Raw genomic sequence first — 18,668 nt, 5'->3', positions numbered from 1 at the left:
GACACATTATATTCTATTTATAGTCAGATATAACTGTTTTCAAACTTTTTATCCTAACCAGAAATCAATGAAAAGAAAGTTTCTCCTCGTATTTTTTGTAATTCTAATAGAGTTTGCCCAAGCCCAAACACCCCTCAAACTTTGGTATAAACAACCAGCAGGCAATACGTGGGAAAATGCTTTACCAATAGGCAATGGCCGATTGGGTGCGATGATTTATGGAAATGTAACAAAAGAAATAATTCAACTCAACGAACACACAGTTTGGAGTGGCAGCCCCAACCGGAATGATAATCCACAGTCTTTAGAAAAATTGGCTGAAATTAGAAAGCTGATTTTTGAAGGAAACCACAAAGAGGCCGAAAAATTGGCGAATCAAGCCATTATCACCAAAACTTCACACGGACAAAAATTTGAACCTGTCGGGAATCTCAACTTAGTCTTCGATGGCCATGAAAACTTTACGAACTATTACCGAGAATTAGATATTGATAAAGCCATTTCAAAAACCACCTATCAAGTAGGCGATGTGGTTTATACCCGTGAAGCCTTTGCTTCATTGGCCGATAGAGTTATTGTGATGAAAATTTCTGCCAGCAAAGCAGGAAATCTTTCATTCAATGCCAATATTTCTTCTCCACAAAAAAGAAAAACGATTGCTACGACTTCTACAAAAGACTTAACGATTTCTGGTACAACCAGCGACCACGAAACCGTAAAAGGTATGGTCGAGTATAAAGGAATTACTCGAATAAAATTAGAGGGTGGCAGCCTTCAATCAACCGATACTTCTTTGATAGTGAAAGGAGCAAATTCTGCTACAATTTTCATTTCAATAGCTACTAATTTTAACAATTATCAAGATTTAAGTGGTGACGAAAACAAACGTGCCGCCGATTATTTAAACAAAGCCTACCCTAAAACATACACTACACTACTGAATTCGCACACTTTAGCTTATCAAAGGTTATTTAATCGAGTAAAAATTGATTTAGGTGAAACCGATGCGGTAAAACTCCCTACCGATGAACGCCTAAGAAATTTCAGAAATACCAACGACCCACAAATGGTGGCTCTGTACTACCAATTTGGGCGATATTTACTTATTTCTTCCTCACAACCAGGTGGGCAACCTGCCAATCTGCAAGGAATTTGGAATCATCGCATCAATCCACCTTGGGACAGTAAATATACCATCAACATCAACGCCGAAATGAATTATTGGCCTGCCGAGAAAACTAATCTTTCAGAATTGCACGAACCTTTCTTGAAAATGGTGCAAGAACTTTCGGTAACTGGTAAGAAAACCGCCAAAGATATGTACGGGGCAAGGGGCTGGATGGCTCACCACAATACAGACATTTGGCGAGCAACGGGTGCGATTGATGGTGCTTTTTGGGGAATGTGGACGGCTGGCGGTGGCTGGGTGAGCCAACATTTATGGGAGCATTATCTTTACACTGGCGATAAAGCATTTTTGGCTTCGGCTTATCCTGCACTCAAAGGAGCGGCACAATTTTATGCCGATTTCTTGATTCCGCACCCAAATAAGAATAATTGGTTGGTCGTAAACCCAGGAAATTCTCCCGAAAACGCTCCTGCGGCTCACGATGGTTCTTCGCTTGATGCGGGTGTTACGATGGATAATCAGATAGTTTTCGATGTGTTCAGTAAAGCCATTAATGCTGCTCAAATTCTCAAAAAAGATGCTTCTTTCGTTGATTCTCTCAAAAAATTAAGAGATAAATTGCCGCCAATGCACATCGGGCAGCATAATCAACTACAAGAATGGCTCGATGACATCGACGACCCCAAAGACCAACACCGCCATATTTCGCACCTTTATGGACTTTATCCGTCGAATCAGATTTCGGCTTATCGCACACCCGAACTTTTCGAGGCTTCAAAAAATTCTCTGATTTACCGTGGCGATGTCTCGACAGGTTGGAGCATGGGCTGGAAAGTAAACTGGTGGGCAAAACTCCAAGATGGTAATCACGCCTATAAATTGATTCAAAATCAACTGACACCTATCGGCAACGAGCGTGGAGCGGGTGGTACTTACAATAACCTTTTCGATGCTCACCCACCTTTCCAGATTGATGGAAATTTCGGTTGTACGTCGGGGATTACCGAAATGTTGCTGCAAAGCAGTGATGGTGCGGTGCATTTACTTCCTGCTTTGCCAGATGTTTGGCCTTCGGGTAAAATTTCGGGCTTGAAAGCAATCGGAGGTTTTGAAATCGTAGAAATGCAATGGGCAGCTACCAAATTGGTGAAACTGGTCGTAAAATCTAATCTCGGAGGGAATCTGAGATTGCGTTCGCCAAATGAATTGAAACAAAACAATGGTACAAAACTTAAAGAAGCCAACGGTAAAAATACCAACCCATTTTATAGTTTAGATGAAACCGCTAAACCCATCATTTCAGAAAAAGCAAGCATAAAAAACCCAACTTTGGCAGCAACAAAATTGTATGATATTGCCACTCAAAAAGGTCAAATCATCACTTTATCACTTTAAAATTTACGAATTAAACAAAGATTACAATGTTAAAAAAAGTAGCAAAAATTTGTAGCATCATCGTATTGGTTTGTTGTGTAAAAATCACATCAGCACAAGTAACCCTTACAAATCCGATATTAACAGGCTTTTATCCCGACCCAAGCATCGTAAAAGTAGGTGCAGATTATTATTCCGTTCACTCTACTTTCTCTTATTTCCCTGGTTTGCCCATCATGCACAGCCGTGATTTAAAAAACTGGAAACAAATTGGTAATGTAATCAGCCGTCCTTCGCAAATGGATTTCATGGGTGAGCGTATGAGCCGTGGACTTTTTGCACCTGCCATTGCCTATTACAAAGGTATTTATTACGTTACTTGTACCGATATTGACCATGACGGAAACTTTGTAGTTACAGCCACAAATCCTGCTGGACCTTACAGTAATCCTGTAAAACTACCACAAGTAAGAGGCATCGACCCATCTATTTATTTCGATGAAGCCACCGATAAAGCCTACATTACTTACAACAGCGATGCTCCTGATAATAAGCCACTTTACTCTGGCCACCGCACCGTGCAAATGTATGAGTTTGATTACAAAAACTTGAAAACCATTGGTGAGAAAAAGCAATTGATAAACGGCGGTGTGGACATCACCAAAAAACCAGTTTGGATTGAAGGTCCCCACATCATGAAACGCAACGATTGGTATATTTTGTACTGTGCCGAAGGCGGAACATCGGTGAATCACTCACAAGTGGCCTTGCGTAGCAAAGACATTTGGGGGCCATATGTGCCTTATGAAGGAAATCCTGTTTTGACTCAAAGAGGTTTACCAGCCGACCGACCAAATCCAATTACTTCGGCTGGACACGCCCAGTTTATCGAAGGTCCAGACGGTAATTGGTATTCTATTTTCTTGGCCGTTCGCCCTTACGAAGGTGATTTTTACAATACAGGTCGTGAAATGTTTATTGCTCCGCTTAAGTGGGTAAATGATTGGCCAATGATTGAACACGGCGAAAAAGCCTTGGAATATAAATACCAAACTAACATCAAAGAAGTAAAACAAAAAGGTGCTTTGCCGCAAAACGGCAATTTTGCTTATACTTTGAAGTTCGATAAAGGTCTTGACCTTTCGATGATGCACTTACGCAAGGTAGATAGCAGTTCGTTTAAAACTTCTAAAAAAGGACTTACGCTCAACCTCAAACCTGAAACTATTTCAGAGTTGGGAAATCCGTCATTTGTAGCCAAACGTCAGCAACACATGAATAGCACAGCCGAAACAGAGCTTGTTTTCACACCAAAATCTGAAAAAGAAAAAGCTGGTTTGGTGATTTATCAAGACGAAAGCCATTATTATTTCTTGGCAAAATCAATCAAAGAGGGTAAAACTCAGGTAGAATTATACAAAAGCGTTCACCGCAAAAAAGATGTAGAGTTGATAAATACGTTACCAGTTGGCAATGGGAAATTAGTGCTACGCATCACCAATAACGAAGATAAATGCCATTTTGCTATTTCAGAAAACGGCAAAGACTTTAAGATTTTGGCCGAAAACCAAGATGGTAAGCACCTTTCTACCCGAGTTTCAGGTGGTTTTATTGGTAATGTTTTTGCCATGTATGCTACCTCAAACGGTGAAAAGTCAGACAATAACGCCACATTTAAGTACTTGAAATACAGCGGTGATGATGCCGTTTTGAGATAACATTTCATTCTATTTATAAAAATGAATTTCGAGAGTATCATAACATCAGAAGAGCAATTGCGTGAAACTTTGGGCTATCCATCAGAAATAGTTACCCGAAAAACCATCAGTTATATTGATGAGCATTGCCGTAGTTTCATCGAAAAATCGCCATTTATTACAATTGCCACTTCAGACTCGGAGGGAAACATGGACGTATCGCCCAAAGGAGACCCAGCCGGTTTTGTGAAAATACTGGATGAAAAAACATTGGTGATTCCCGACAGACCTGGCAACGCCAAAGCGGATACGCTCAGTAATATCATCAAAAACCCTAATATCGGACTGATATTTTTGATTCCGGGCGTGAGAGAAACTTTGCGGATAAACGGAGAAGCTAAAATTGTACAAGATAAATGGGTGTTGGAGCAACTAACGGTCGATGGTAAAACGCCATCCTTCGCCATAATTGTAACTGTAAAAGAAGCATTTATGCACTGTGCCAAATGTATAATCAGGTCGAAATTGTGGCAGGTGGATAGTGCCAAACAAGCCAGCATACCCTCTTTGGCCAAAGTTTTGGTGGAGCATGGAAAACTCGAAATTTCGGTAGATGAACTGGATGGTATGATAAAAAATGATGAACAAACAAATCTCTATTGATTTGTGGTTAGCATTACGCTTTAAAAATGAGAAAATTCTTAAATATTTGTTTATTGCTATTGGCAGGTCAGATTGGGTTTGGGCAAGCTCATAACCCAATTGTCCATGCCGATGTTCCTGACCTTTCGATGATTCGTGTGGGTGATACGTATTACATGAGTAGCACCACGATGCACATGAGTCCAGGTTTGCCCATTATGAGTTCAAAAGACTTAGTAAACTGGAAACTCGAAAGCTATTGCTATGATAGATTGGTGGAAAATGATGCCATGAACCTCACAAATGGTCAGAACACCTACGGTCGAGGCTCTTGGGCAAGTTGCATTCGCTACCATAAGGGCGAATTTATGGTCAGCACCTTTGCCGCTACATCGGGCAAAACGCATATTTATACCTCAAAAAGCATCAAAGGGCCTTGGAAAGAAAAATCTTTTGCCCCTGCTTATCACGACCATAGCATTTTTTTTGATGATGATGGGAAAACGTATCTCATTTATGGAGCAGGAAAACTCAAAATCTTAGAATTAAAGCCAGATTTGAGTGGTAAAATGGAAGGCACAGAAGAAAAAACCTTGATAGAAAACGCTTCTGCGGCTGCCAATGCTCCAATTATGCTAAATGCCGAAGGCTCGCAGCTTTTCAAACATAAGGACAAATATTACCTTTTCAATATCGTTTGGCCACGAGGCGGAATGCGAACGGTGCTTATTCACCGTGCCGATAAAATTACTGGGCCGTGGGAAGGAAAAATTGCTTTGCAAGATTTGGGCGTAGCTCAAGGTGGTTTGATTGATACGCCCGATGGACGCTGGTTTTCATACCTTTTTCGTGATAATGGAGGTGTGGGACGTATACCCTACTTAGTGCCTGTCGAATGGAAAGATGGCTGGCCAATTTTGGGAGAAAATGGAAAAGTACCGATGAGCCTAAACTTGCCAGCTAACAAAAGTCTAATTCCAAATTTGGTAAATTCCGATGAATTCTCTCGAAAAAAAGGTGAGCCAGCATTGCCATTAGTTTGGCAATGGAATCATAACCCTGATAATTCGCTTTGGTCGCTTACTGAGCGAAAAGGTTTTCTTCGCCTAAAAACTGGAAGAATTGACACGTCTTTCGTTTCTGCAAAAAATACACTTACGCAACGTACTATCGGACCCGAAAGCACGGGTTCGATTGCTCTTGATGCCTCAAAAATGAAAGAGGGCGATATGGCAGGTTTGGGTTTATTGCAAAAAAACTATGGTTTTGTAGGAGTAAAAGTTGAAAACGGCACAAAGTCTATTGTCATGGTGAGTACCAAGGGTGGTAAAGCCACTGAATTAGAGAAAGTTCCAGTTTCACAAAACACCGTATTCTTCAAAGCCGAATGTAATTTCAAAGACCGAGCCGATATAGCTCATTTCTTTTACAGTCTCGATGGAAAATCATGGACGAAAATAGGCGAACCGCAAAAAATGCCTTATACTCTACCGCATTTTATGGGTTATCGATTCAGTTTATTCAATTTTGCCACCAAAGAAATAGGCGGTTTTGCCGATTTTGATTATTTCAGAATCGAAGATAAAATTTCAGAAAAATAAAATAGACCCGATGAAAATTATAAAAATACTTACTTGCTTAATTTTTGTATTAAACATGGGTGCAAACGCCCAGAATAGTGCTAAAGTAAGTAGCCCTGATGGAAAATTAGTGGTTTTGATAACGACCGAAAACGGCAAACCAAGCTATGAAGTAAGTTTGAATGGAAAGCAATTTCTAACGAAGTCTCCACTCGGACTAAAAACCAACGTGGCCGACCTCAGTGAAGGATTAAGCATGAATGCGAGCGTAAAGGAGTCGAAAATCGACGAAAATTATAGCCTGCCAACCATCAAAAAATCAAAAGTTCATTATGTCGCCAATGAGGCTATTTTTACTTTCAAGAAAGACACCAACACAGTTTTCGACGTAGTTTTTAGAGTAAGTAATAACGATTTGGCGTTCAAATACAAATTGTATCCTTACAAAAAAGCACTTTCGTGTGTAGTAAACGAAGAAACCACAGGCTTTAGCTTTCCGACTGGAAGCACCACCTTTTTGTCGTCACAAAGTAAGCCAATGGTAGGTTTTGCCCGCACCATGCCCAGCTATGAAATCCCTTACACGGTGGATGACGCAATGGGTCAAAATGGCCGTGATAACAACGGCTACACATTCCCATGTTTGTTTAAGGTAAATGATAGCGGTTGGGTATTGATTTCTGAAACTGGTGTAGGAAGCAACTATTGCGGCAGCCGACTTATGGGGCAAAAAGATGGACTTTACACCATTGGCTACCCAATGATGGGCGAAAACAATGGCAACGGAACAACTTCACCAGGTATCATGCTCCCAGGAGAAACGCCGTGGCGAACCATCACGGTTGGCGAGACCCTTTCGCCAATTGTGGAAACTACCGTAGCTTTTGATGTCGTAAAACCCTTGTATGAAGCCAGTCAAAAATACGAATACACTAAAGGTAGCTGGAGTTGGATTATAAAAATGGATAGTCGAACCATTTTTGAAGAACAAATCAATTACATCAATTTCAGTGCGGCTATGGGCTATAAAACCGTTTTGGTTGATGCCCTTTGGGACAAACAAATCGGGCGTGAAAAAATTGTAGAGTTAAGCAAATATGCCAAGAAAAAAGGCGTGAGTTTGTATTTATGGTATAACTCAAATGGATACTGGAACGATGCTCCGCAAGGCCCAAGAGGTATTATGGACAATACAATTGCCAGACGTAAAGAAATGGCTTGGTTGAAATCTATAGGGGTGAAGGGAATCAAAGTCGATTTCTTTGGCGGTGATAAACAAGTAACGCTCAAACTTTACGAAGATATTCTCTACGATGCCAACGACTATGGCATTCTCTGTATTTTTCACGGAGCAACTTTACCTCGTGGTTGGGAACGAATGTACCCAAATTTTGCTGCGAGTGAAGCCGTTTTGGCGAGCGAAAATTTAGCATTTTCACAACAATTCTGCAATAAGGAATCGTTTAATGCTACACTTCATCCGTTTATCAGAAACGCTGTTGGAAGTATGGACTATGGCGGTAGTGCTTTAAATAAATTTTATAATGGCAATAATACGCCAAATCGTGGGTCAAAACGAATGACTTCCGATGTGTATGCCTTGGCAACTGCGGTTTTGTTTCAAAGTCCTGTACAGCATTTTGCATTAGCTCCCAACAATTTGACTGATGCACCTGCTTGGGCAATCAGTTTTATGAAAGAAGTACCAACCACTTGGGACGAAGTAAAATTTATTGATGGTTACCCTGGGAAATATGTGATTTTAGCTCGTCGTCAGGGTGCAAATTGGTATATCGTGGCCATTAATGCTGAAAAGGAAACCTTAAAAAAGACAGTAAAACTTCCGATGTTGAATGCCAATACAGAATACAGATTGTATGCTGATGATGAGCAATTAAATGGAAAATTGAGCAAAATTAAAGTACCAGCAACACAAGAAATTGAACTAACAGTGCCGTTCAATGGTGCGGTTTTAATTGTTAAATAAACTCTTTAAAGACTATAAAATGAAAAAACTTTTTTTGATAATTTCTTTAATCATCTTGGGTGAAAATACCTTCGCCCAAGACCCTAATTTTCATATTTATCTCTGCATCGGGCAGTCAAATATGGAAGGTGCGGCTCGCATTGAAGCACAAGATACTGTCAATATCGACAGCCGTTTCAAAGTTTTGGAGGCCTTAGATTGTGCTAAACTCAACCGTCAAAAAGGGCAATGGTACACCGCCAAACCACCACTCTGCCGTTGTGATACTCGCCTTTCGCCGGCTGACTATTTTGGTAGAACAATGATTCAAAATATGCCTCAAAACCAAACATTGGGCTTGGTTCATGTGGCAGTGGCAGGAAGTAAAATAGAAATTTTCGATAAAGTAAAATACAAAGCCTATCTCGATTCTTCGGCCAAAGAAAAACCGTGGATGATAAATATGGCTAATTCTTACGGAGGAAATCCCTACGAAAGATTGATTGAAATGGCCAAAATCGCTCAAAAATCGGGTGTGATTAAAGGTATTTTACTGCATCAAGGAGAATCAAATACGGGTGACAAAACTTGGCCTGCCCAAGTAAAAAAGATTTACGATGATATTTTAGCTGATTTAAACATTGCTCCAAATTCTATCCCTTTGTTATCAGGGGAATTGGTATCAGCAGAACAAGGAGGTAAATGTGCCAGCCATAATCCAATCATTGCTACGCTTCCACAAGCCATTCCTAAAGCGGTGGTGGTGTCGTCAACTGGTCTAACAGCTGCCAAAGATGGTTTGCATTTCGACTCGGCGGGCGTTCGTGAATTTGGCAAACGCTACGCTGAAGCTTTAATGCAATATTTTAAAAAATAAAAAAGTGTCATTGTTTGTATCCTCACAAACAACAACCGATATTTTAATTCAACCTTACAATGAAAAGTAAATTCCTCTTAATAACCGCCCTTCTTGTCATTGTCTGTGTCTTCACAGATAATATTTCCGCTTTTTCGCAGGAAATTATAAAACTCTATCCTGCCCAAGTTGCCAACTCCAAACCCACTGAAAAAGCGGAGACATTTGACCGTGGAATGTATCGCAATGTAACGGAGCCAACTCTTGAGTACATCAAGCCCGAAAAACCGAATGGAACGGCTGTAATCGTAATTGCTGGTGGTGGTTATGCTGTAATTGTGTATAACGGAGAAGGACTGGGAACCGCCAAAAGTCTGGCCGAAAAAGGAATCTCTACTTTTGTGTTGAAATATCGCTTACCAAGCGATGAAATCATGCAGGATAAGAAAATCGGACCATTGCAAGATGCTCAACAAGCCATTAAATACTTGCGAGAAAACGCCGAAAAATATGGCATTGATAAAAATAAAATCGGTATCATGGGCTTTAGTGCAGGTGGACATTTGGCCAGTACTGCCGCTACACATTTCGAGAAATCTTACATTGAAAACCCTCAAAATACCAATCTCCGACCTGATTTTCAAGTGCTTGTTTACCCAGTAATCACGATGCAAGATGCACTTACGCACGGCGGTTCTCGTGATGCCTTGATTGGTAAAACGCCTTCACAAGAAGACAAAGATTTGTTCTCCAATGAGTTGCAAGTAAAAGCCAATACACCAATCACTTGGCTTACTCATGCTGCCGATGATAAAGTGGTGGATGTTGATAACAGCATTCAATATTTTGAAAAACTGCGTAAAAGCAAAGTCGAGGTAGAAATGCACATTTTCCCCAAAGGCGACCACGGATTTATCTTCCGCCAAAAGGGTTGGACAGACCCACTTTTCGATTGGATGAAACGAAATAATTTATTGTAAATCAGATAATTATGAAAAAGTTTAAAGCCGTTAAATTCTTTGTGTTTTTTCTTACTCCGTTCCTGAATTTTGCTCAAATCAGCGAAACGGTAAAAGTAAAACAAGGTTTGGTTCAAGGGACGGTCGAAAATGGACTTGCAGTTTTCAAAGGCATTCCGTTTGCCGCTCCACCTGTTGGTGAATTACGTTGGAAAGCCCCACAACCTGCACAAAGTTGGTCGGGCGTGAAAGAAACCACCAAATTTGCACCTGTTCCGTTTCAAGGAGGGAATCCACCATCGGGAAAAAGCGAAGATTGTTTGTACTTAAACATTTGGTCGCCAGCAAAATCTGCCAATGAAAATCTACCAGTCTTGGTTTGGATTTATGGGGGTGGCTTTGCTTTTGGTTCTACGGCAGAGCCTGTTTCAAATGGTGCAAATTTGGCAAAAAAAGGCGTAATCTTAGTAAGTATCGCTTATCGAGTTGGCCAGTTGGGCTTTTTAGCTCACCCCGAACTCAGTGCCGAAACTGCTCAAAAAACCTCTGGCAATTATGGACTTCTCGATATGATAGCGGGTTTGAAATGGGTACAAGAAAACATCAAACAATTTGGCGGAAACCCGAATAAAGTAACCATTTTTGGTGAATCGGCTGGCGGAATTGCCGTTAGTATGCTTTGTGCTTCACCTTTGGCCAAAGGACTTTTTCACGGAGCAATTTCGCAAAGTGGCGGTTCGTTTGGACCACATAGAACGACTACTTACCCAGGAGAAAACATGAAATTATTGTCTTTGGCCGAAAGCCAAGGAGTAGAATTCATGCAAAAAACAGGTGCAAAATCTCTCGCTGAAATGAGAGTGATTCCAGCTGAAAAACTCCCAGGTGGATTTGGGCAGCCAGGCGGATGGCCAATAGTAGATGGTTATGTAGTGCCTGACGACCAACACCTTTTGTATGAAAAAGGAAAATACAACCATACTCCTGTCTTAATAGGTTATAATTCAGACGAAGGTGCGAGTTTTCAGCCTCCCAAAAACCCGAAAGATTATATTGAAGGCACACAAAAACGCTACGGTAAATTTGCTGAAAGTTTGATAAAAGCCTATCCAGTTGGCGAAAACAATGTGCCAAAAACTGCCCGTGACCTCGCTCGTGATGCGGCTTTTGGCTGGCAAACGTGGGCTTGGGCGAATCTGCAAGCTAAAACATCGAAAGAAAAAGTATTTTACTATTATCTCGACCAACACCCAGAACATCCAGCTGGTTCTCCAAAATATGGCTACGGCTCACCGCATGGTCAAGATGTGGCTTTTGTATTTGGAAATCTAAATCCAGCCGACCAAAATCGTACACCGACTGACGAAGCAGTTTCTGAAACCATCATGACCTATTGGACAAATTTTGCCAAATATGGTCATCCCAATGGCGGTTCTGTGCCTAAATGGGAGGCGTTTTCGCCTAAAAATCCAAAGGTGATGTATTTCAATCAAAAACCCTACATGGGGCCAGTTCCGAGCGAAGATGCCATGAAAGTTTTAGATAAATATTTTGAGTGGAGAAGAACGCCCGAAGGTAAAGAATGGGCTAAGTAATTAATAATCAACCTTTAAATTATGAAAACAAAATCACTTTTACTTTTTTCAGGTGCAATTCTGTATGCAAATCTAAGTTTCGCTCAACCCACACCACGCCCAAATGTGGTGTCCCCCGAAGTACATGCCGACAACAGTGTTAGTTTCCGATTTTATGCCCCAAAGGCAACAGAAGTAAAATTGAGTGGTCAGTTTGAGAAAGCAGCTTTGGCGATGACCAAAGACCAGCAAGGCGTTTGGTCGGTAAAAACCAGCCCTATCAAGCCAGATATGTACCCGTATTCATTCAATGTGGATGGTGTTTCGGTGGCTGACCCCAATAATACTGCTATTTTCCCAAACGAAGGTTTTCAAAATAGTGTAGTCGAAATTACGGGAAGTACGCCTTTGGTACATACTTTACAAAACGTACCGCACGGAACGGTTTCTTATCGCTATTATCAATCGCCCGAACTCGGTACTCGTCCAGTAGTTATTTACACGCCAGCAGGTTACGAAACTAATCCAAATGCCAAATATCCAGTGCTTTATTTGCTTCATGGCACTACCGACACCGAAGAAACTTGGACAAAAGTTGGCCGTGCAAATATCATTCTCGATAACCTCATTGCCCAAGGAAAAGCCAAACCTATGATTATCGTCATGCCTTACGGAAGAGCCTATCCAACTATTTCAAAATCTTCGGGAAGTTTACGCAATTGGGACAACCTACAAGAGTTTGAAAAAGATTTCTACGGAAACCTTATGCCTTGGGTAGAAAAAAACTATCGTACTATCAACAACAAAGATAACAGGGCAATGGCTGGCTTTTCAGGCGGTGGCGGTACTACCATGTATTTAGGTTTTAACCACAGCGAAAAATTTGCCTATATCTGCGGTTTTGCTCCAGGTTTACTCAATTCAGAATTTGAACGCAACCACGCTCTTGCTTTCAAAAATCCTGCTCAAACGGCCAAAAACCTCAAGCTATTTTGGATAGGTGTAGGTACAGAAGACCCTCTTTACAAAGTAGATAATGAATTTATGCAACTCCTTGACCAAAAGGGAATTAAATACGAAAAATACTTTACCGAAGGTGGACACACATGGATGAATGTAAAACATTATCTGAGCGTAATCGCTCCCAAACTTTTTAAATAATAAACCTTTCTCTATAATTATGAAAACAAACAAAAGTCTATTCATTTTAACACTAATTGCATTTTTGGGATTTAGCAACTTTGCAAAAGGTCAGCCACCTCGTGGGCCAATTGTGGTTTCTCCGAAAGTAAATCCCGACAAAACTGTAACTTTCTCATACTTAGCACCCAACGCAACCGCAGTTTTGCTTGATGGTAACCAATTTGGTTCGGCCAATGTACCGATGACTAAAGGCGAAAATGGTGTTTGGTCAATAACGGTTGGACCAGTGAAACCCGATATTTATCCCTATGGATTCAAAGTTGATGGCGTTACGGTAAATGACCCTGCTAATACTTATTTATTCCCGAACGAACGTTTCAAAGGTAGTTTAGTAGAAATTCCTTCGGATTCTCCTGCCATTTATGCCCTACAAAATGTACCTCATGGCTCAATCACCTACGAATATTATCCATCAGTAGAAGGCTCAACGGGTACAGTAGTAGTTTATACACCAGCAGGTTATGCCAAAGAAACGGCTAAAAAATATCCAGTTTATTACCTAATTAGCGGTACTACCGACACAGAAGAAACTTTTTGGAAAGTAGGAAAAGTAAATTTGATGCTTGATAACATGATTGCTCAAGGCAAAGCAAAACCAATGATTGTGGTGATGCCTTATGGAAATCCATTGGCACGCATTGCCGAACAAACTGGCAAAGACAAACCTTCGGATGTCATGAGCCGTGATGGCGAAGATGCCCTCAAACGAATGAAGTTATTTGAAACAGACCTTATCACGAACATATTACCTTACGTAGAGAAAAACTATCGAGTAATTGCCAACCGTGATAACCGTGCTATAGGTGGTTTCTCTCGTGGTGGCGGTCAAACGCTCCGTGCGGCTTTCAACAATGTCGATAAATTTGCTTACGTATGTAGTTATGCGTCATACATTTCACCTGCTGAAATGGATAAAAGTTTTACGAATATCACGGCAAATCCTGCTAAAACTAACAAAGATTTCAAACTTTTATGGTCAGGAATTGGCACCGAAGATTTCTTGTACAAAGGCACTACCGAGTGGGAAGCATATTTGAAAGATAAGAAAATAAACGTGAAAACTTACGCCATTCCAGGTGGACATACTTGGATGAATGTGAAGCAATATCTCAATGAAACTTTGCCAATTTTGTTTAAATAATACCAAATGAAAAGCTCAAAATTATTTGTTTTAATTCTTCTTCTTTTGGGAGGATTTGCAAACGCACAGCGACCACCTGCCATTGTTTCGCCGCAAGTACATGCCGATAAGAGCGTTACGTTTAAGTATTTCTCTAAAACAGCTAAAGAAGTGAAACTTTCGGGGGAATTTCTGAAAGACCCTGTTTCATTGAGCAAAGATACTTCGGGTGTTTGGAGCGTTACTGTTCCTTCGATTACGCCAGATATTTATCCTTACAATTTCGTAGTGGATGGCACTGGCGTTTCTGACCCAAACAACACTTATGTATTTGCAAATGAGCGTTTTAAGCGTAGTATTGTAGAAATTCCTGGCGATAAACCTTTGGTTCATTCCTTACAAAATGTGCCACACGGAAAGGTTACCTATCAGCTTTATAATTCAAAATCGTTGAATACTACTCGTCAAGTATTGGTTTATACGCCACCAAATTTTGATGCCAGTGGCAAAACCAAATATCCTGTTTTGTATTTGATTCATGGCGGTTCAGACACCGAAGAAACATGGACAAAAGTAGGAAAAGCCAATTTGATTGCCGATAATCTGATAGCACAAGGCAAAGCCAAACCGATGATAATCGTGATGCCTTACGGAAATGTTCGTCCAGCTGCAATGCCCGATTTTACGAAGGATGTAGTCAATGATGTCATTCCATTTATCGAAGCAAATTATCCTGTAAAAGCTGGCTCAGAAAATCGTGCCGTAGCGGGTTTCTCGGTGGGTGGTGGTCAAACGCTCAATATTGGGTTTACAAATACCGATAAATTTGGCTACATCTGCTCGTATGCACCTTTTACTGCAACCGAAGAATTCAAGAAAAACTTCGATAACTGGACTCCAAACGCCGATTTGATAAACAAACAAGTCAAATTGTTCACCATCAGCGTTGGTACAGACGATTTTCTTTATGAAAGCGTGAAAAAAAATATCGCCATGTTTGAAGAAAAGAAAATCAAAATTAAACCGCTTATCGTTTCTGGTGGACACACCTGGATGAACTGTAAGTTGTTTTTAGCCAATTCTTTACAAGAAATTTTTAAATAATATTCAACTCAAAATTAAATGAAAAACTTTCTCAAAATTAGCCTGCTCGCTACCTCTATCGTGGGTAGCATCAACTTTGCACAGGCACAACAGCCTGCCATTGTCGAAGATTTCAAACCTTCGGTACTTAACCAACCGCAGCAAGAATACCCAATGGTAAACTCGCAGGGGTATGCACGTTTCAAAATCATCGCTCCTGCTGCTGATAGCGTGCGAGTGAGTTTAGGTTTGGGTGGCCGTGGCGGTACAAAACTCGCCAAAGCTGAAGATGGCTCTTGGATGGGTACTACAGATGGGCCAATGGATGAAGGTTTTCACTATTATAATGTAAAAATAGATGGTGGTAAATTCAATGACCCAGGTACTTTAAACTACTACGGTTCGGTTCGTTGGGAAAGCGGCATCGAAATTCCTGCCAAAGACCAAGATTTTTATGCCCTCAAAAATGTTCCTCACGGAAATGTTCAACAAATTCTATTTCCATCTCCAAGCACCGGTACTTCTCGAAGAGCATTTGTTTACACACCTGCTGGTTATGAAAAAGGTAAAGATAAATATCCAGTTTTGTACCTACAACACGGTTGGGGCGAAGATGAAACCGCTTGGATGAATCAAGGAAGAGCCAATTTGATTATGGATAATTTGATTGCGGAAGGGAAAATCAAGCCATTCATCATTGTTTGTACGTATGGAATGACCAACGAAATAAAAATGGGTGGTATGCGTAATTTCAAAATCGACGGTTTCCAAACTGTTTTGGTGGATGAATTGATTCCTTACGTGGATGCTAATTTCAGAACAATCGCCAAAAAAGAAAAACGTGCAATGGCTGGTCTTTCGATGGGTGGCATGGAAACAAAAACAATCACTTTGAACAAACCAGAAGTATTTGATTATTACGGTCTTTTGAGTGGTGGAACTTATGCTTCAACCGATTTCAAAGATAAACCAAAGCCAAAATACATCTTCTTGAGTTGTGGCAGCAAAGAGCGTCCAGATGGAATTCGTAAGGCAACCGAAGAACTAAAAGGTGCTGGTTTTAACGTTGATGGATATATTTCGGAAGGTACAGCCCACGAATTCCAAACTTGGAGACGCAGTTTATTACAAATGGCTCCGAAGCTTTTTAATTAATTTCTTGAAAAAATATTCATGAATTTCCACGATTTTCATTCTAAACCTAAAAGGCTCATCGGTCTTTTAGGTTTAGTTCTCATTTGTTCGTTTACCATAAATGCACAAAAAGAAAAGTACAGAAATATGAGTTTTTTGAATTTGTGTTTGCAATGACATAAATAAATCATGTACTGATTATGAAACAAAAATTACTATTTTACACAATTTTTAGTGTTTGTATTGGTTCGGCTTTTATTTCTAATGCCCAAATGGGTAAATGTAAAGGCAAGTATTTAGGAAACATAATCGGCTACAGCGTACCGAGTAATTATACATCATTGTGGAATCAAACTACCTCTGAAAATGGTTCAAAATGGGGTTCTGTACATAGAGGTACAAATAATTACAGTTGGGGCAATTCTGACTTGGCTTATAATACCGCCAAAAATTCAGGTGGTTTGTTTAAATTTCATGCCTTGATTTGGGGAGCTCAAGCTCCACGTTTCTTGGCCAGTGCATCAGCCGCTGAGATTGAAACTGCGATTAGGCAATGGTATCAAGCTGTTCAAGACCATTACGACCCTATGGGTGGTTTAGAAATGATTGATGTATTGAATGAACCTGTTAATACTCCAATCAACAAAGAAATAGCCAACCTAAAAGCAGCACTCACATTAGCTTATCAGAATGAACCTGCAAATGCCAACGATAAAAACAACCCTTATGGTTGGGCAATTTGGCCTTTTCAATTAGCGAGGAAACATTTTCCAAAAGCTGTACTTTTAATCAACGAGTTTAATGTTGAGCACAACTGGGGCAATTGTAGGGCAGAATATATAAACATGTCAAATGCAATTAAAAACGCACCAAACTTGACTGATGGTAAGAAAAATATCATAGACGGAATCGGTTTGCAAGGTCATGGCATGAACGGACGACTCAATCTATCTACGGCAAATTTTAGAGCTTGTTTAGATGAAGTCTGGACTAAAACAAATTTACCGCTTCATATCACAGAGTTAGATTTTGTAGCAGACCCGAATGAAAATGCTCAAAGTACTAAGTATCAAGATTTTTTTACAATTGCTTGGGAACATCCTCACGTTGCGGGCATTACATTATGGGGGTATATTCAGGGTTCAACATGGATTCCAGGAAATGGCGTAAGTGGCTCAGGTGGCACTTATACTGGAATTCAGTACGCCAATTTAACCGACCGACCTGCTATGACTTGGATGAAACAATACATGAATGCCAGACCAAGTCTTTCGTGTTGCCCAGCACCAGCACCTTTTGCCGATTGTAGTAATAGTAATTTTCCGACTGTAACACTCATAAGTCCTACTAGCAATACAACTTTTATACAAGGTGAGGCAATAAATTTATCAGCAACAGCTACTGATGCCGATGGCACCATTGAAAGTGTTAAATTTTATGATGGAACTACGCTATTAATTACTGATAATACTTCACCTTATACTTTTAGTTGGACAGGTGCATCAGCAGGTACTCATATTGTTAAAGTTGTGGTAACAGACAACTTAGGTAATGTTACAGAGGTTAAAATAACAATAAAAGTGAATCTTCCACAACAGCCCTACAATGGAAATGTTCACCAAATTCCTGGAACTATTCAGTTTGAGGAATATGATTTGGGGGGTAATGGAAATGCTTATTTAGACAATACTGCGGGAACTGAGGTGACACCTGCCGTTAATTTCAGAACCGATGAAGACGTTGATATAGAAACCTGTACCGATGCAGGAGGAGGGTATAATATTGGGTATGCAACATCTGGAGAGTGGTTAGAGTACACCGTACAAGTAAACAATACCACTACTTACGATTTAGACTTGCGTGTAGCATGTAATGAAGCAGGAAGAGCTGTATCAATAAGCATGGACGGGGTAAATGTAGCTTCGAATATAGCGATCCCAAATACTGGTGGCTGGCAAAATTGGCAAACAGTTACGGTTAAAAATATTCCTATTACCGCAGGAAAAAAAGTAATGAGACTAACTATAGGAAATTCGGATTATGTGAATTTGAATTATTTAGCATTTAAAGCTATGGTTATTACAGATTTAGAAGAATCTGAATTGTCTGAAAGCCTTTTATATCCAAATCCATTTAATAACGACGGAATTCATCTAAATTATACGGGTGAGTTTAGTTATTACATTGCCGACGTTACAGGTCGTGTGCTTGAAGAAGGGAAATCCAACCTCCCAATTATAGTTGGCAAAAATCTAAATCAAGGCTTATATTTCTTAACTATAATTCAAAATAATAATTCCGTATCAACAAAAATTATAAAGCAATAATCAGAGCAATTTTCGGTAATACGA

The 18,668-nt window shown here is 40.2% G+C and carries 13 protein-coding genes; all 13 read left to right on the top strand.

The features are described from left to right. The first annotated feature begins 67 nt into the window (after positions 1-67). The 13 genes from ABR854_RS13075 to ABR854_RS13015 all read left to right on the top strand — a co-directional run bounded on the left by ABR854_RS13075 (position 68) and on the right by ABR854_RS13015 (position 18,644). Complete coding sequence (locus tag ABR854_RS13075) at positions 68-2,524, top strand: glycoside hydrolase family 95 protein (RefSeq protein WP_350265848.1); 2,457 nt, start codon at positions 68-70, stop codon at positions 2,522-2,524. A gap of 26 nt (positions 2,525-2,550) precedes the next feature. Next, a complete protein-coding gene (locus ABR854_RS13070) occupies positions 2,551-4,221 on the top strand; it encodes a glycoside hydrolase family 43 protein (RefSeq protein ID WP_350265847.1) in 1,671 nt (556 codons plus the stop codon). A 21-nt stretch (positions 4,222-4,242) separates the two neighbouring features. After that, the gene (locus tag ABR854_RS13065; protein ID WP_350265846.1) at positions 4,243-4,863 is read left to right on the top strand and encodes a pyridoxamine 5'-phosphate oxidase family protein; all 621 of its coding nucleotides are present in this window, start codon (positions 4,243-4,245) and stop codon (positions 4,861-4,863) included. Positions 4,864-4,889: 26 nt separating this feature from the next. Next, positions 4,890-6,443 carry a glycoside hydrolase family 43 protein gene (locus ABR854_RS13060; RefSeq protein WP_350265845.1) on the top strand — a complete coding sequence of 518 codons (1,554 nt, stop codon included), beginning with the start codon at positions 4,890-4,892 and terminating at the stop codon, positions 6,441-6,443. A 10-nt stretch (positions 6,444-6,453) separates the two neighbouring features. Further along, positions 6,454-8,409: a glycoside hydrolase family 97 protein gene (locus ABR854_RS13055; RefSeq protein WP_350265844.1), complete on the top strand. Its 1,956-nt coding sequence runs from the start codon at positions 6,454-6,456 to the stop codon at positions 8,407-8,409. Between the two features lie 19 nt (positions 8,410-8,428). Continuing rightward, positions 8,429-9,265 carry a sialate O-acetylesterase gene (locus ABR854_RS13050; protein ID WP_350265843.1) on the top strand — a complete coding sequence of 279 codons (837 nt, stop codon included), beginning with the start codon at positions 8,429-8,431 and terminating at the stop codon, positions 9,263-9,265. Positions 9,266-9,324: 59 nt separating this feature from the next. Beyond that, positions 9,325-10,224 (top strand): alpha/beta hydrolase, encoded by a 900-nt coding sequence (locus ABR854_RS13045; protein ID WP_350265842.1) that lies wholly within the window; start codon positions 9,325-9,327, stop codon positions 10,222-10,224. Positions 10,225-10,235: 11 nt separating this feature from the next. Next, positions 10,236-11,798 carry a carboxylesterase/lipase family protein gene (locus ABR854_RS13040; protein ID WP_350265841.1) on the top strand — a complete coding sequence of 521 codons (1,563 nt, stop codon included), beginning with the start codon at positions 10,236-10,238 and terminating at the stop codon, positions 11,796-11,798. Between the two features lie 21 nt (positions 11,799-11,819). Then, a complete protein-coding gene (locus ABR854_RS13035; RefSeq protein WP_350265840.1) occupies positions 11,820-12,938 on the top strand; it encodes an esterase in 1,119 nt (372 codons plus the stop codon). Between the two features lie 19 nt (positions 12,939-12,957). Beyond that, complete coding sequence (locus tag ABR854_RS13030) at positions 12,958-14,121, top strand: esterase (RefSeq protein ID WP_350265839.1); 1,164 nt, start codon at positions 12,958-12,960, stop codon at positions 14,119-14,121. 6 nt (positions 14,122-14,127) lie between these two features. After that, positions 14,128-15,204 (top strand): alpha/beta hydrolase, encoded by a 1,077-nt coding sequence (locus ABR854_RS13025; protein WP_350265838.1) that lies wholly within the window; start codon positions 14,128-14,130, stop codon positions 15,202-15,204. 18 nt (positions 15,205-15,222) lie between these two features. Further along, the gene (locus tag ABR854_RS13020; protein WP_350265837.1) at positions 15,223-16,338 is read left to right on the top strand and encodes an alpha/beta hydrolase-fold protein; all 1,116 of its coding nucleotides are present in this window, start codon (positions 15,223-15,225) and stop codon (positions 16,336-16,338) included. 179 nt (positions 16,339-16,517) lie between these two features. Next, positions 16,518-18,644: an endo-1,4-beta-xylanase gene (locus ABR854_RS13015; protein ID WP_350265836.1), complete on the top strand. Its 2,127-nt coding sequence runs from the start codon at positions 16,518-16,520 to the stop codon at positions 18,642-18,644. Positions 18,645-18,668: the final 24 nt, after the last annotated feature.

The organism is Emticicia sp. W12TSBA100-4, assembly GCF_040253585.1.
Taxonomy (GTDB): Bacteria; Bacteroidota; Bacteroidia; order Cytophagales; family Spirosomataceae; genus Emticicia.
Note: the sequence above shows the minus strand (reverse complement) of the source record. Positions and strands in the feature narration are given on the sequence as shown.

What these genes read in the sequence shown, in the direction of transcription:
- ABR854_RS13075 (WP_350265848.1), top strand. Translation starts at nt 68, where the DNA reads ATGAAAAGAAAGTTTCTCCTCGTATTTTTTGTAATTCTAATAGAGTTT.
- ABR854_RS13070 (WP_350265847.1), top strand. Translation starts at nt 2,551, where the DNA reads ATGTTAAAAAAAGTAGCAAAAATTTGTAGCATCATCGTATTGGTTTGT.
- ABR854_RS13065 (WP_350265846.1), top strand. Translation starts at nt 4,243, where the DNA reads ATGAATTTCGAGAGTATCATAACATCAGAAGAGCAATTGCGTGAAACT.
- ABR854_RS13060 (WP_350265845.1), top strand. Translation starts at nt 4,890, where the DNA reads ATGAGAAAATTCTTAAATATTTGTTTATTGCTATTGGCAGGTCAGATT.
- ABR854_RS13055 (WP_350265844.1), top strand. Translation starts at nt 6,454, where the DNA reads ATGAAAATTATAAAAATACTTACTTGCTTAATTTTTGTATTAAACATG.
- ABR854_RS13050 (WP_350265843.1), top strand. Translation starts at nt 8,429, where the DNA reads ATGAAAAAACTTTTTTTGATAATTTCTTTAATCATCTTGGGTGAAAAT.
- ABR854_RS13045 (WP_350265842.1), top strand. Translation starts at nt 9,325, where the DNA reads ATGAAAAGTAAATTCCTCTTAATAACCGCCCTTCTTGTCATTGTCTGT.
- ABR854_RS13040 (WP_350265841.1), top strand. Translation starts at nt 10,236, where the DNA reads ATGAAAAAGTTTAAAGCCGTTAAATTCTTTGTGTTTTTTCTTACTCCG.
- ABR854_RS13035 (WP_350265840.1), top strand. Translation starts at nt 11,820, where the DNA reads ATGAAAACAAAATCACTTTTACTTTTTTCAGGTGCAATTCTGTATGCA.
- ABR854_RS13030 (WP_350265839.1), top strand. Translation starts at nt 12,958, where the DNA reads ATGAAAACAAACAAAAGTCTATTCATTTTAACACTAATTGCATTTTTG.
- ABR854_RS13025 (WP_350265838.1), top strand. Translation starts at nt 14,128, where the DNA reads ATGAAAAGCTCAAAATTATTTGTTTTAATTCTTCTTCTTTTGGGAGGA.
- ABR854_RS13020 (WP_350265837.1), top strand. Translation starts at nt 15,223, where the DNA reads ATGAAAAACTTTCTCAAAATTAGCCTGCTCGCTACCTCTATCGTGGGT.
- ABR854_RS13015 (WP_350265836.1), top strand. Translation starts at nt 16,518, where the DNA reads ATGAAACAAAAATTACTATTTTACACAATTTTTAGTGTTTGTATTGGT.